General features: G+C 57.9%; 15 protein-coding genes. 3 read left to right on the top strand and 12 right to left on the bottom strand.

The features are described 5' to 3' along the window. Window positions 1–27: 27 nt before the first annotated feature. The 4 genes from DIT71_RS02885 to DIT71_RS02870 all read right to left on the bottom strand — a co-directional run bounded on the left by DIT71_RS02885 (window position 28) and on the right by DIT71_RS02870 (window position 3,531). Window positions 28–1,386 (bottom strand): TrpB-like pyridoxal phosphate-dependent enzyme, encoded by a 1,359-nt coding sequence (locus tag DIT71_RS02885; protein ID WP_114611794.1) that lies wholly within the window; start codon window positions 1,384–1,386, stop codon window positions 28–30. Between the two features lie 162 nt (window positions 1,387–1,548). Beyond that, window positions 1,549–2,274 (bottom strand): LrgB family protein, encoded by a 726-nt coding sequence (locus tag DIT71_RS02880; RefSeq protein WP_114611681.1) that lies wholly within the window; start codon window positions 2,272–2,274, stop codon window positions 1,549–1,551. Further along, window positions 2,267–2,647 (bottom strand): CidA/LrgA family protein, encoded by a 381-nt coding sequence (locus DIT71_RS02875; protein ID WP_114611680.1) that lies wholly within the window; start codon window positions 2,645–2,647, stop codon window positions 2,267–2,269. The genes DIT71_RS02880 and DIT71_RS02875 overlap by 8 nt, the downstream gene beginning before the upstream one ends. Then, on the bottom strand, window positions 2,644–3,531 hold the full coding sequence (locus tag DIT71_RS02870; protein ID WP_114611679.1) for a bile acid:sodium symporter family protein: 888 nt from the start codon (window positions 3,529–3,531) through the stop codon (window positions 2,644–2,646). Before DIT71_RS02870 ends, DIT71_RS02875 begins: the two co-directional genes overlap by 4 nt. A 201-nt stretch (window positions 3,532–3,732) precedes the next feature. On the opposite strand from DIT71_RS02870, the gene DIT71_RS02865 reads away from it, so the two are divergent. Next, the gene (locus DIT71_RS02865; RefSeq protein WP_114611678.1) at window positions 3,733–5,217 is read left to right on the top strand and encodes a WS/DGAT/MGAT family O-acyltransferase; all 1,485 of its coding nucleotides are present in this window, start codon (window positions 3,733–3,735) and stop codon (window positions 5,215–5,217) included. 27 nt (window positions 5,218–5,244) lie between these two features. Here DIT71_RS02865 and DIT71_RS02860 read toward each other — a convergent pair whose 3' ends face one another. After that, complete coding sequence (locus DIT71_RS02860; RefSeq protein ID WP_114611677.1) at window positions 5,245–5,937, bottom strand: Crp/Fnr family transcriptional regulator; 693 nt, start codon at window positions 5,935–5,937, stop codon at window positions 5,245–5,247. A gap of 109 nt (window positions 5,938–6,046) precedes the next feature. Here DIT71_RS02860 and DIT71_RS02855 point away from each other — a divergent pair, with 109 nt between their 5' ends. Continuing rightward, window positions 6,047–6,817, top strand: a complete 771-nt coding sequence (locus DIT71_RS02855; RefSeq protein ID WP_114611676.1) for a class II aldolase/adducin family protein — start codon at window positions 6,047–6,049, stop codon at window positions 6,815–6,817. 132 nt (window positions 6,818–6,949) lie between these two features. Here DIT71_RS02855 and DIT71_RS02850 read toward each other — a convergent pair whose 3' ends face one another. From DIT71_RS02850 to DIT71_RS02840, 3 genes are read right to left on the bottom strand one after another with little or no spacing between them, the layout of a single operon-like run. Then, complete coding sequence (locus DIT71_RS02850) at window positions 6,950–7,387, bottom strand: RrF2 family transcriptional regulator (protein WP_114611675.1); 438 nt, start codon at window positions 7,385–7,387, stop codon at window positions 6,950–6,952. Between the two features lie 29 nt (window positions 7,388–7,416). Further along, entirely contained in the window at window positions 7,417–7,785 is a 369-nt protein-coding gene (locus DIT71_RS02845; protein ID WP_114611674.1) for a YbaN family protein, read from the bottom strand. Between the two features lie 52 nt (window positions 7,786–7,837). Next, on the bottom strand, window positions 7,838–8,053 hold the full coding sequence (locus DIT71_RS02840; protein ID WP_114611673.1) for a hypothetical protein: 216 nt from the start codon (window positions 8,051–8,053) through the stop codon (window positions 7,838–7,840). A 217-nt stretch (window positions 8,054–8,270) separates the two neighbouring features. Here DIT71_RS02840 and moaA point away from each other — a divergent pair, with 217 nt between their 5' ends. Continuing rightward, complete coding sequence (gene moaA, locus DIT71_RS02835) at window positions 8,271–9,263, top strand: GTP 3',8-cyclase MoaA (RefSeq protein ID WP_114611672.1); 993 nt, start codon at window positions 8,271–8,273, stop codon at window positions 9,261–9,263. A gap of 154 nt (window positions 9,264–9,417) precedes the next feature. Here the strand turns inward: moaA and DIT71_RS02830 are convergent, their stop codons facing one another. The 4 genes from DIT71_RS02830 to DIT71_RS02815 are packed head-to-tail and all read right to left on the bottom strand — an operon-like array spanning window position 9,418 to window position 13,016. After that, entirely contained in the window at window positions 9,418–9,978 is a 561-nt protein-coding gene (locus DIT71_RS02830) for a nitrous oxide reductase accessory protein NosL (protein WP_114611671.1), read from the bottom strand. A 13-nt stretch (window positions 9,979–9,991) separates the two neighbouring features. Next, window positions 9,992–10,822 (bottom strand): ABC transporter permease, encoded by an 831-nt coding sequence (locus tag DIT71_RS02825; RefSeq protein ID WP_114611670.1) that lies wholly within the window; start codon window positions 10,820–10,822, stop codon window positions 9,992–9,994. Beyond that, window positions 10,819–11,751, bottom strand: a complete 933-nt coding sequence (locus tag DIT71_RS02820; RefSeq protein WP_114611669.1) for an ABC transporter ATP-binding protein — start codon at window positions 11,749–11,751, stop codon at window positions 10,819–10,821. The genes DIT71_RS02825 and DIT71_RS02820 overlap by 4 nt, the downstream gene beginning before the upstream one ends. Then, on the bottom strand, window positions 11,751–13,016 hold the full coding sequence (locus tag DIT71_RS02815) for a nitrous oxide reductase family maturation protein NosD (RefSeq protein WP_114611793.1): 1,266 nt from the start codon (window positions 13,014–13,016) through the stop codon (window positions 11,751–11,753). Before DIT71_RS02815 ends, DIT71_RS02820 begins: the two co-directional genes overlap by 1 nt. Window positions 13,017–13,213 lie beyond the last annotated feature (197 nt).

Raw genomic sequence — 13,213 nt, 5'->3', positions numbered from 1 at the left:
CCCCGGTCACTCCTCATCAGAGCCTGTTTACGCCGAGACTGAAGGCAGTCCCGACAGCGCCATCGCCAGTTCCTGCTCGTCGTATTCGTAATCGCTCAGCTCACCTGCGAAATACGACGTATAGGCCGCCATATCAAAATGGCCGTGGCCGCACAGGTTGAACAGGATCACCTCTTCCTTGCCTTCCCGCTTGCAGCGCAGGGCCTCGTCGATGGCGCCCTTGACGGCGTGGTTGGCTTCCGGTGCCGGCACGATGCCTTCGTTGCGGGCGAAGAGCACGCCGGCCTCGAAGCATTCCCGCTGGGTATAGGACACCGCGTCGAACAGCCCCAACTCCATGGCGTGAGACACCATGGGCGCCATGCCGTGATAACGCAGGCCGCCAGCATGGAAACCCGGTGGGGTGAAGTCGGAACCCAGGGTATGCATCTTGGTCAGCGGCGTCATGTGGGCGGTATCACCGTAGTCATAGGCGTACCTGCCGCGGGTCAGGGTCGGGCAGGCAGAAGGCTCTACCGCCACAATCCGGGATTTCTGTCCACCGCGCAGCGCATGGCCCATGAACGGGAACGCAATGCCGGCAAAGTTGGAACCACCACCAGTGCAACCCACAATGACATCCGGCCAGCAATCCGCCATCTCAATCTGCTGCATGGACTCCAGGCCAATGATGCTCTGGTGCAGCAATACGTGGTTCAGCACCGAGCCCAGGGCATACTTGGTGCCCGGATCCTGTACCGCCAGTTCCACCGCCTCGGAAATGGCAATGCCGAGGCTGCCGGTATGGTCCGGATTCTCCGCCAGTACCTTGCGCCCGAATTCTGTCAGCTCTGACGGTGAAGCCACACATTTCGCACCGTAGGTTTCCATCACGGCACGGCGATAGGGCTTCTGGTTGTAGGAAACCCTTACCTGGAACACTGTCACATCCAGATCGAACAGGGAGCCGGCGAACGACAACGAGGTGCCCCACTGGCCAGCGCCGGTTTCCGTGGTGAGAGTGCGAATGCCGGCTTCGCGGTTATAGAAGGCCTGGGGAATCGCCGTATTTGGCTTGTGACTGCCAGCAGGACTGCCGCCCTCGTACTTGTAGAAAATCTTTGCCGGTGTACCCAGCGCCTTTTCTAGGCGGTGAGCGCGGTACAGCGGAGCCGGACGCCAGAGTTTATAGACGTCGCGCACCGGCTCAGGGATCTCGATCTCCCGCTCGGTGGACACTTCCTGTTCGATCAGCGACATGGGAAACAGCGGTTCAAGATCGGAAGGCCCGACCGGCTGCTGCGTACCGGGATGAAGCACCGCTGGCAGCGGCTCCGGAAAATCTGCCTGGAGGTTATACCAGTACTTCGGCATCTGGCTTTCTTCGAGAAGAAACTTGGTTTGCATGGTCATGAATACCCTGGGGTTTGCGTTGTTATCAGGCCTTCAGAATACCCATTCCAGGCCGGCATAAAAAGTTCTTCCTGGCGCTGCTTCAAGAAACGTCTATCGCTGCCATTGAGAGGGTTATTACTGACTTTCATCAGATCGGAAATCAACGATTGCTCTTCAAATCCCGATCAGATCCACCAGCCATGGCACGATCAGGGCGGTCGCAAATGCCGACAGAGCCATGGCCAACCCCGAGAAAGCGCCCATCTGGGAGCTGACCTGAAAGGCCCGGGCCGTGCCAATGCCGTGGGCCGCTACCCCCATGGCGATGCCTTTCACGCTGTCATCGGTGATACGCATCCACTCAAACAGTTTGGTACCGAGCACCGCCCCGACGATACCCGTTGCCACCACCAATACGGCGGTCAGGGAGGGAATGCCGCCAATAGTCTCTGAAATACCCATGGCGACGGGCGCGGTTGCAGATTTTGGCGCCAGGGACATCTGGATTTCGGTGGAGCCGCCAAGCAGCCAGGCCAGACCGATCGAACTGCCCGCGGCAATCACCACACCACAGACCAGGGAAACCGTCACCGGCAACCATAGCTGGCGTAGCCGCGAAAACTGCTCATACAGGGGCACCGCCAGCGCCACGGTGGCCGGCCCCAGCAGAAAATGCACAAACTGCCCACCCTCAAAATATTCGCTGTAGGAGGTGCCGGTCATCATCAAAACAGCGATCAGCATCGCCACCGATGTCACTACCGGATTGACCAGGGGGCTGGAATTGGATTTCAGGTACAGCCGATAGGCAAGACCATAGGCCAGCAGCGTTATAGTTAGCCCCAGCAGTGGTGAAGCGGAGAGATAGACCCAGATATCGCGGATGGCTGGCTCATTCATCTGCCTGCCCTCCCCCCTGTTCCGGCCGGGCAAACCAGCGCGTGGTTAACTGCATGATGCCGGCAGTGGCCACCATGGTAATGATGGTGGAGAAAAACAGGGCCAGGGTGATCGGCAGCCATTCGTCTGCGATGCGATCAAAATGGGCCATCATGCCGACTCCGGCCGGGACGAATAACAGGGACAGGTGGCTGAGCAAAGCCGTTGAGGCATTCTCCACTGGCTCTGGCGTGCGGCCCCGGATCATCAGGGTCAGGAACAGCATCACCATACCCAGTACCGGGCCGGGTATGGGAACCGCCAGCAGGCGAACGGTGACTTCGCCCACCAGTTGATAGACCAGCAGCAGCGTCATTCCGTTAAGAAAGTTCATGGTGCTGGTCTCGCAATGATCGGGGCAGGGATGATTTTTCGACCGTACGCCGCCAGCACAAAGCCGATGGGGAACATCAGCACGCCGTACACCGCCGCCGGAATCGACATGGTGCTGGACTCAAGTAACGTCAGGGTCACCAGCAGGGCAATGGTACTGTTCTTGATGCCAAGCTCCACAGCAACAGCGATGGATTCCCGCTGGGTCAGCCCGGCAGCCCGTCCGGCCAGCAGGCCCAGGAAGATTCCGGCCAGGTTCAGCAACAGCGTTGCCGGGCCTGCCTGACGGAGCAGGTCCCAGATCTGGTCACGTACACCCCAGACCAGTCCAACCACCAACAGCGCCAGCACCACCCCACCGAACACACTCACGGCGCTTTCCGCACGATGGGACAGCGCCGGTGCCCGGGTACGAAAAACCATGCCGATAGCGACCGGGAACAGCACGATACCTATCAGCATGCCAACCGTGCGACCCACCGGCAGAGCGATGGATTCCTCGGTTCCGGCATAAAGCTGTAGAGCATAGTTGGTCAGTAATGGAAGGGTGACAATGGTAATGAGGCTGGCTGTCACCGTCAGCACAATCGACAGGGCGATATTTCCCCGTGCCAGCAACACAAACAGATTGGAGGTGGTGCCACCAGGGCAGGCGGCAATAATCACAAGGCCCACAGCAATGGCGGGAGAAAGATTGAGCATGGCAGCAATTGCGAAGGCAATCAGCGGCATCAGCAGTATCTGGGCAATGGTTCCCACGATCATGCCTTTTGGATAAACAGCCACCTGGCGAAAATCCCGGACCGTCAGGGTCATTCCGATACCGATCATGATGATGAACAGAGCGATCGGCAGCCCTGCAGAAATCAGGGGACTGGACTCCACGGTGCCTCCACGGATTGTTGTTTTAATGACGTTAGCCAGCGAAAGAAAATAGCACAAGCGAAGCAAAAAAAGTGAAACCTTTCGCGCCGTTCGTCGTGTGATTATCCCTGTTGTTGCGTATACTTGCGATCAACAACTATACGAACCCAAACGCAGTTAATAACGTGCAGTTTGGCTGCTCACCACGCAAGAGGACAAGGAATGAAACGCCTGGGAACACTGGATGCATCCTGGCTGGCAGTAGAGTCGGAAGATACGCCGATGCACGTTGGTAACCTGCAGATTTTTTCACTGCCGGAAGATGCGCCGGAGACCTTTCTGAGGGACATGCTGGCGCGCATGAAAGCAGAAGCCGATATTGCACCGCCCTGGTGTTACAAACTGGCGTTTTCCGGATTTCTCGGCCGCGTGGTGGCTCCGTCCTGGAAGGTCGACAAGAAGCTGGACCTGGATTACCACGTGCGCCACTCGGCACTGCCGCGCCCTGGCAGCGAGCGCGAGCTGGGCATCTTGGTATCCCGGCTGCACTCCAATCCCCTGGATTTTGCCCGCCCTTTGTGGGAATGCCATATTATTGAGGGCCTGGAGAATAACCGCTTTGCCCTTTACACCAAGATGCACCACTCGATGATCGATGGCATCAGCGGTGTCCGGTTGATGCAGCGTGTGTTGAGCAAAGACCCGGGCGAAATCAATATGCTGCCGCCGTGGTCGGTGCGCCCGGAGCGCACCCGCGGTAGCAAGACCGACACCGAGGCCAGTGTTCCCGCCGCGTTTTCCCAGGCAATGGAGGCCCTGAAGCTGCAGGCCGACATGGCCCCTCGGCTTGTGGGCGCCATGAACCGTCTGATCCATTCGGCCCGACACCCGGAGGATGGCCTCACACCTCCGTTCGCCGGCCCGGTATCAGCCCTCAACCACCGGGTGACCGGCCAGCGGCGCTTTGCCACCCAGCACTACCAGCTGGAACGCATCAAGCAGGTTTCCCACGCCACCAACGGCTCCCTGAACGATATCGTGCTCTATCTGTGCGGCACCGCCCTGCGGCGGTTTCTGCTGGAACAGGAGGGGTTGCCGGACACGCCACTGACCGCAGGAATTCCGGTCAATATCCGGCCCGTGGATGACCAGGGCACCGGCACCCAGATCAGCTTCATGATTGCCTCGCTGGCCACGAATGAGGCTGACCCGCTGACCCGGCTACAGAACATCAAGCAGTCCACACGACGGGCCAAGCAGCACCTGCAGAAACTGCCCCGCAAGGCATTGACCCAGTACACCATGCTGCTGATGTCACCGTATATTCTGCAACTGATGTCAGGCCTGGGCGGGCGCATGCGGCCGGTGTTCAACGTCACCATATCCAATGTGCCGGGTCCGGAAGAAACCCTTTATTACGAAGGGGCGCGACTGGAAGCTATGTATCCGGTGTCGCTGATTGCCCATGGTGGTGCGCTCAATATTACCTGCCTGAGCTATGCCGGTTCACTGAACTTTGGCTTCACGGGCTGCCGCGACACGCTGCCAAGCATGCAGAAGCTGGCTGTCTACACCGGCGAAGCGCTGGATGAGCTTGAAAGTCTGGTGCTGCCTCCGCCGGCCAGCTCCGCGGCCGGAACGAAGAAAGCAGGTACCGGGGCCCGCAAAGCCCCCCGTAAAAAAGCGACTCCCAAAACCGGATCCTGACTGGCCTCCGGCCCCACCGGGCCGGGGCTAATCAATATTCTCCAGGTGATGCTGTAAAGCAGCCGGGTCCGTCAGCACGATCCGGCCGTAAGACAACTCCAGCAGCCCCTCCCGCTCGAAGCCCTTGATCCATTGATGAATGCCCTGGCGGGTCATCCCCATCATGTTGGCAATATGTTCCCGGGTAATCCAGATGGTCACCGGCTCCGAGCCTGCCTCACGGTTGCCCTGGATCTCCGCAAGGAACAGCAGCCGCCGGCCAATCCGTGCGGCGATGCCTCGCAGGGCATCGTCTTCAATGATAGACATGGCCGCCCATAGGCGGCGGCTGACCATGTCGAGGATCACCGGGTAACATTCCGGGTATCTCCCCATAAGCTGGCGGAATGCGTCACCGGGCATTTCAACGATGGTCGCCGCCTCGTGTGCCCTGGCCCCATAGACCCGCCGCATACCGGGAGAAAACACCGAATCTCCGAACCAGGTGCCGGCACTGAACATGATCAGGGTGGCCTCCCTGCCCGCAGAATTGACCGAACTGATGCGCACCACGCCGGAGGCAATAATATTCAGAGTCGACGTTGCCGACCCCTTGTCGTAGATCGGCTCATCCGCTTCGAACCTGCGGGTACGGGCGATAGCCGCCAGATCCTCCAGCGCTGGCCGGGGAAAGCCGGAGAACAATGGGCAGTTGGCGAGCAGACTCTTGATATCGATCATATTCTGAATTGTAAACGAATTGACAGTCTTCGCCGATCACTCTTGCCTACACTCGGTGAGTGAACACAGTCATTACTACAACAAGAACACCTGGTGAGAGAGCCACGCTATGTCAGAACCGCTTTCCATTCCGTCAAAAAAGAATCAGGTCAGCAAGGAAGAGTGGCAGCTTCGGGTTGATCTTGCAGCGGCCTACAGACTGGTTGCGCTCCATGGCTGGGACGACCTTGTCTTTACCCATATTTCCGCGCGCATACCCGGTGACGAGCACCATTTCCTTATTAACCCCTATGGCATGATGTTCGAGGAAATCACAGCCTCCAGCCTGGTGCGAGTCGACCAGGACGCCAACAAGATCAACCCCGACGACTTCGACATCAACCCCGCCGGCTTTACCATCCACAGCGCCATTCATTCAGTAAGGGACGATGCCGCCTGTGTAATGCACCTGCACACCGCTGACGGTATCGCCGTCTCGGCCCAGCAGGAAGGTCTGTTGCCACTGTCTCAGCAAAGCCTGTTCGCACTGGCCAGCCTGTCGTACCACGACTACGAAGGTGTTGCGCTGCGCGAAGACGAGAAGGCACGCTTGCAGAAGGATCTGGGCAACGCCAATTTCATGATTCTGCGCAATCACGGCCTGCTGACCACCGGAAGCAGTATTCCTGATGCCTTCCTGGCCATGTATATCCTGCAGACGTCCTGTCAGATCCAGATCCGTGCGCTATCCGGCAATCGTCCACTGACGCCTATCCCCGCCGGCATCGTCGACACCATCAGACAACAGGCCGACCAGGTCACCAAGGGCCTGGGCGGTAAACTGGCCTGGCCGGGGCTACTGCGCAAGCTGGACCGCATCGACGCCAGTTTCCGGGAATAGCAGGCGTACAGAAATGCCGAAGGGGTCATGTGACCCCTGCTCCCCCGAACAACAACCGGATTCACTTCCATGCTTGCAAACATTGGCCTTCTGGCCGGTCTCGTTCGGTTGGAAGCGGCGACGGATTTCCTTTCAGGCAATCTGTAGCAGTCTGAGCAGCTGTGGCCGGTGCTGATCCTGGATCACATCCGCCAGGGTGTATTTGTCCAGGGTTTCGAGGAAAGCCGTAAGCGCTTCGCCAAACATGGACTTCAAACCACACACCGGCGTGATACGGCAGGCATTCTTTGAAGACAAGCACTCGACAATATTGAGATCCTGCTCGGTTTCCCGCACCAAAATACCAACGTTGATATCAGTAGGCGCCATATGCAGTCTCATGCCACCCTTTTTACCCCTGACAGTCTCGATGTAGCCCTTTTTGTTGAGCTGGTGAACCACTTTCATCAGGTGGTTCTTGGAGATATCGTAGCTGTCTGCAATTTCCTGGATGGTTGCCAGCTCGTCACCCTGCACCGCCAGGTAGATCAGAACACGCAGGGAATAATCGGTGTAACGGGTGATATGCATTCATCAACTCCAATACTTCAGATGCATCGTTAGCACGAGGCACGCGTTAAGAGATAACAGGTGAGGCCGATAAACATCAGACCTGTTGCTACCAGCACCACCGGTGCCGCACCGCCGAAAAACAATACTGACCAACTTACACACAACATCAGGCACGCAAACCGTTTTCCCTTGATCGGAATCGCACGCCTGTGGCGCCAGTTCTGTATGGCCGGGCCAAAAGTCCGGTGATTTTCCAACCAGACAGCAAAGGCCGGGGAGCCTTTGCTTGCGGCCCAGGCCGCCAGCAGAACAAACGGTGTCGTTGGCAACAATGGCAAGACAACACCGATAGCAGCCAATGCGATACTTGTATACGCAAGGACCCTGAAACCGGTTCTTCCGGACAAAGAATTCATTGGCATCTTCTCTCGGCAACGACCGTAACTTATGTCGCTATTCTACCTGTAATCAGTGTACGGGTCTTCCCAGTTGCTTCAGCGACACCAGCCTGGTGACGTAAGAAATCTTGATTCCGGTAGCAAATATCAGCGTTCCGATATGAGCGACAATCTGCCCGGCCATGGGCAAGACACTCGCATACGGATAGGCGAGAAGAATTGTGGCCAGAAGCCCGATCGTGGAAGCAAGCAGAGCACCATTTGCGAACCCGAGCAGCTTTTCCATTCCCTCTTCCTCATTTAAAACATATTAGTAATACATCTTTAATATATTGGGAACTGCTAAGAATATCAACGGGAAAATACATACCGCCAAGTCACCCTGGACTGGCGCCGGAAAGGGAATACTCCCGCTGGGGTATCGGATTCGACGGGCTGATTTGCCATAATTGAGCTACGCTATAAACTAAAAGCTTATACAACAACGGACAGGAACGCTCCCAATGCCCAACGCCAAGCTGACAGACCGATTCGGCCGCACCGTCAACTATGTGCGCCTGTCCGTAACTGACCGCTGCGATTTCCGCTGTGTGTACTGTATGGCCGAGGATATGACCTTCCTTCCACGGCAACAGGTTCTGACCCTGGAGGAAATTGCCCGGGTTGCCCGTAACTTCGTGGATCTTGGCACTGAAAAGATCCGCCTTACGGGGGGCGAGCCACTGGTGCGGAAGGACATCCTGGAGCTGGTCAACGAAATCGGCAGCTATGGGTTGCGTGACTTCGCCATGACCACCAACGGCAGCCAGTTGACCACCATGGCCGAACCACTGCGCAAGGCTGGAATGCACCGGCTGAACATCAGCCTCGATTCCCTGGATGCTGAAAAATTTCACAACATCACCCGCACCGGCAAACTCAGTCAGGTGCTGGATGGTATCGATGCCGCCCGCGATGCTGGTTTCCGGGGCATCAAGCTCAACACCGTGGTCATGAAGGGTCGCAACGATGAGGAAATCCCGGAGCTGATTGAGTTCGCCCGCAAGAAGCAGGTTGATATCAGCTTCATCGAGGAAATGCCCTTGGGCGAGATTTCCGAGCACGACCGGGGCCTGGCGCTGTGTACCAGTGAAGAAGTGCGGGATATCATCCGCCGGCACCACGAACTGGTGCCTGCAACCGAGGATTCCGGCGGCCCCGCACGCTACTACCGGATGCCGGACAGCCCTACCAAGGTTGGCTTCATTTCCCCCCACTCCCACAATTTCTGCTCTACCTGTAACCGGGTGCGCGTTACCGTCGAGGGCCGGCTGCTGCTTTGCCTGGGCAACGAGCATTCGGTGGATCTTCGCCGGGTTCTGCGGGGTAACCCGGTAACAGACGACAAGCTCCGGGAAACCATTATCAACGCCATGGACCTGAAGCCGGAGAAGCATCACTTTTCCACCAACGGGGATGTCGAGATTCTTCGGTTTATGAATATGACTGGCGGCTGAAGAGTTAACGCCTGGAACTCCTGGCTCGGAGTAAACGCCCGGAAGTGGGTGGGCCCTCCGGGATACGCTGTGAATACGTCCATGTACGCTCGACAAAAACATCCCTGTTTTTGACGATCCCGGAGGGCCCACCCACTTCCGGGCTTATGCGAATCTAGTGACTGCCGTTGTGACTACCCATACTACCCATTTCCATGTTTTGGTATGACATGTCCTGGGTCAGATGGTCCATTGTCACATCTTTGAACTCAACAACTTCTCCGCCAAATTCATTGGCGAATTCTACCGCTGAGTTTTCTGATGCGAACGAGGCCAGAGTTGGCCCCATGGCTCCGGTGCGCTCAGACCCCACCACAAAGAAAGCCTCCCGGGCGTCTATCAGGGCGGTGTCGTCCGGGCGTTCCCAGTCGGTCTGGGCCATGTCGTGGACGTAGAGGGTGTGATCCCGCTTGGCGTTTTCGGGCTGTAGTACCCAGGCGAACATGTCGCGGGTCGAGCAGAACTTGTGTACCTGCTGTTCTCTGGCGGTTATGGCTTCGCCTTTCGGGCCCGGGAAGCGGGTGATGGCCATGCCGCAGACGTGACACTCATCGCCGGATTCAATATGGACCGGGTCGGGCTTTTCGGTGACCTGCTCTTCGGTTTCGGAGCAGCCGACCAGGAACACGGCAAACATCACCGCTGTTGTTAACGCTTTAAAATTAACTGTACGCATGAATATCTCCGTGTCAGATTCGGCGGTTACGGAACAGGGCCCAGGCGCCGGCAAGGGGGATAACAAACCAGAGCACCAGGGCAAACCACAGCCCGTTGGCACCAATGGGCAGGTCTGCACCAAGGCTCAATACGCCGCTTAGCTGGGCGCCCTCACCGAAAGCAACGATGTTGAGCAGACGGTAAATGTCGGTGGGGTTGAGCATCAGCAGCCAGGGCAGCAGTTCGGGGCTGAGTTTGCCTTCACTGGCAACCAGAATGCCCAGCAGCATCAGATCGAAGACCAGCACGAAGAAGAACCAGATGCCCAGCGCCATGCCGGCGGCTACGGGCTTTTCGCTGACGCGCACGCTGATCATGTAGGCCAGCGCAATAAAGCCCCAGCCCAGCAGGATGGTGGAAACAATAAACCGGAACATGGCGGCGGCCAGGGCGCCAACAGCTACCTCATCCACCAGCAGGGCAATGGCGATGCCGGCGACGCCGAAACCGAGCAGCGTGGCAAAGGCCAACGTCAGGCCATGGCCGAGGAATTTGCCGAACAGCAACTGCCCGCGGCTGAGGGGATAGGTCATCAGCAGGAGCAAAGTGCCGCCCTCTTCTTCTCCCACAATGGCGTCATAGGCCAGTAGCAGTGCGATCAGAGGGATCAGGAAAATACCCAGGCTGGCCAGGCTGGCGATGGTGGCGGGGGTGGAAGCATAACCCACCTGCCCCGAGGCTGCCGCGCCAAACCAGGCGATGCCCAGTGCCAGTACCGCGAATACCAAAGCGATGGCAATCAGCCACCGGTTGCGCAGGCTGTCGCTGAGTTCCTTGCGGGCGATGGTCCAGATGCTGTTCATTGGGCACCTCCCCGGTGTGCCAGGCCACCGGCGCCGATAAAGTGAACGTAGACATCCTCCAGAGTGGGCTGGTAAATACCAAGGTCCTGAACCTCTCCGGAACTCATCAGCGACTGGATCAACGCCATTTTCTCCGACGGGCGAACGTCCACCTGCAGGCGTCCGTTATCTTTCTTGATCATCAGGCCGTTACCTGCTGAGGCACCGGCAATGGCTTTTTCAAGCGCAGGGGTACCGTTGGCCGGTTCGATGGACAGGGTGACCGGCATGTTGGCCTGCCGGCGCAGGGAAGCCAGGTCGCCCACAGCCTTCACGGCGCCATCGGTAAGAATTGCAGCCCGGTCGATATAGGGCTCTACACCCGGCAGCACGTGGGAACACAGCACAATGCCTGTGCCTTCGTCCCGCAGCCTGCGCAGCAACCGGTACAGATCCGCGGTTGCCACCGGGTCCAGCCCCACCGTGGGCTCGTCCAGCATCAGCAGTTTTGGCGTGCCAAGAAGTGCCTGGGCCAGCCCCAGACGCTGACGCATGCCCTTGGAGTAAGTTTTCACCCGTGCATTCATGGCATCGCCAAGGCCCACCTGCTCCAGCAACTGCGGAACCCGCTTCAGGGGCGCCCCTTTGAGCCGGGCAAAGTGATTGAGAATCTCCCGCCCGGTCAGCTGCGGGTAAAACATCACATTCTCCGGCAGGTAGCCGATGTGCTGGCTGACATGGGGATCACCCGCCTCACCGCCGAGCACCGATACCCTGCCCTGGGTCGGTGTCATCAATCCCAGGATCAGCTTGATGCTGGTAGTCTTGCCGGCGCCATTGTGGCCAAACAGCCCGAGAATCTCACCGGGCTCCAGACGCAGGTCAACGCCGTTCAGAACCAGGGCCTTGTCGTACCGGTAACTCACATTTTCAAGACGGAAACAGCTCATCAGGACTCCGGCTGTATGGATTCGGGCTGACTCATCAGCGGGTGGGAATCGCTGACACCAGCGGCTTTGATCACGGGAAACGCGTCCTGCACCCAGCGCAGGGTATCCACGGCGGGGCTGAACATCAGCACCTTGGCTTCCGGGTAGGTCCACAGCAGCCGGTCGACATTGTCATTGGGCTCATAGGCCACATCGCCAATGCCATCCTGATTGCGATCCCAACCCAGATAGTCACTCCAGTAATTGCCCCGCCCCTCCTTCGACCATTCCTGGGTGCGGGTCGCCACATACTTCACCTGGCGCTGGTTATTCACAAAGGCATTGCTGAACACTTCGTTCTCTTCCGAACCCGCTGTCAGATGAATACCAATATTGCTGTCGCGGAACACATTGCCCTCAAAGGTGTTGTAGAGCGAGTTGTAGATAAACACCGCCTTACCCTCAGCCCCGGAAATCGAAACACCCCCCGTCTCGCCCTGGGAAACGCCGGTCACCACATTGCCCCGCAGTTCCGAGTTGGTGATGAAGTTCATCAGAATGCCGTAGTTCTCATCGTTCTCGGAGCGGTTGTTAAACACCTTCAGATACTTGCTCTGCATCAAGGCATATCCGGTCCGTGTCCCCCGGGTGACGTTGCCTTCCAGCAGATTGTGCATCGAGTACATATAGTGAATGCCATAACGCAGATCCGTAATCAGGTTGCCGCGGAGCTCGTTATTGTTCGCCGTCTCGATATAGATACCGTCCCGGGTCTGACTGATGTCATTGCCTTCAATGAGCGCTCCGGTGGTGTTGAACATATGAATTCCGTTACCCCGATCCTGTGACCGTATGCCGGGATCTCCACGCAGATGATTATTACGAACCGTCACATCCTTAGTGGCATCCAACCAGATCCCGAACGCCGGACCGCTCAGACGATTGTTCTCGATCACCGCGCCCCGGGCTTCGCGGGCCACAAAAACCCCGGCATCCAGCTCGTTCAGATCCCCCCCCCAGTTGCGCACATCACAACCGGAAAACGTCACCCCCTCCGCCAGGATATCCACCGCGTTACCCTCACCCCCGCCATCGATGACCGTATCGGCATGACACGACACCGTGACACCGGGCACCCGCAAATCCAGCGACGAAAGTTGCTCGGGCGGCAGCTCAAAGACAGCACCGGGCTCCAGTGCATCCAGCTGTTCCTGCAGGCCCGCGTGAGCGGTAGGCGATAACAAGGCGACTGTCAGGGCCACCCCATAACGCAGAATTAGGTACATCAGCTTCTCTCTGAGGGTAAACATTTAGAGGCCAGCAACCTAGGCACGGCAAGCCAAGAGGAGACTGCTTTCCAAAACTGTGCGGAGCCATGGATGGCGGAGCTCAAGCGCCCCATGGACGGGCTTGAGCGTGTTTTGGAAAGCAGTCTCCTCTTGGTTTGCTTCTCCCAGGCTGAAGCTCCCGAAGGAGCCTCAAC

The sequence above is a fragment of the Marinobacter vulgaris genome (genome assembly GCF_003344045.1).
Classification (GTDB): Bacteria; Pseudomonadota; Gammaproteobacteria; order Pseudomonadales; family Oleiphilaceae; genus Marinobacter; species Marinobacter vulgaris.
This window is presented reverse-complemented; position numbering and strand designations above follow the sequence as displayed.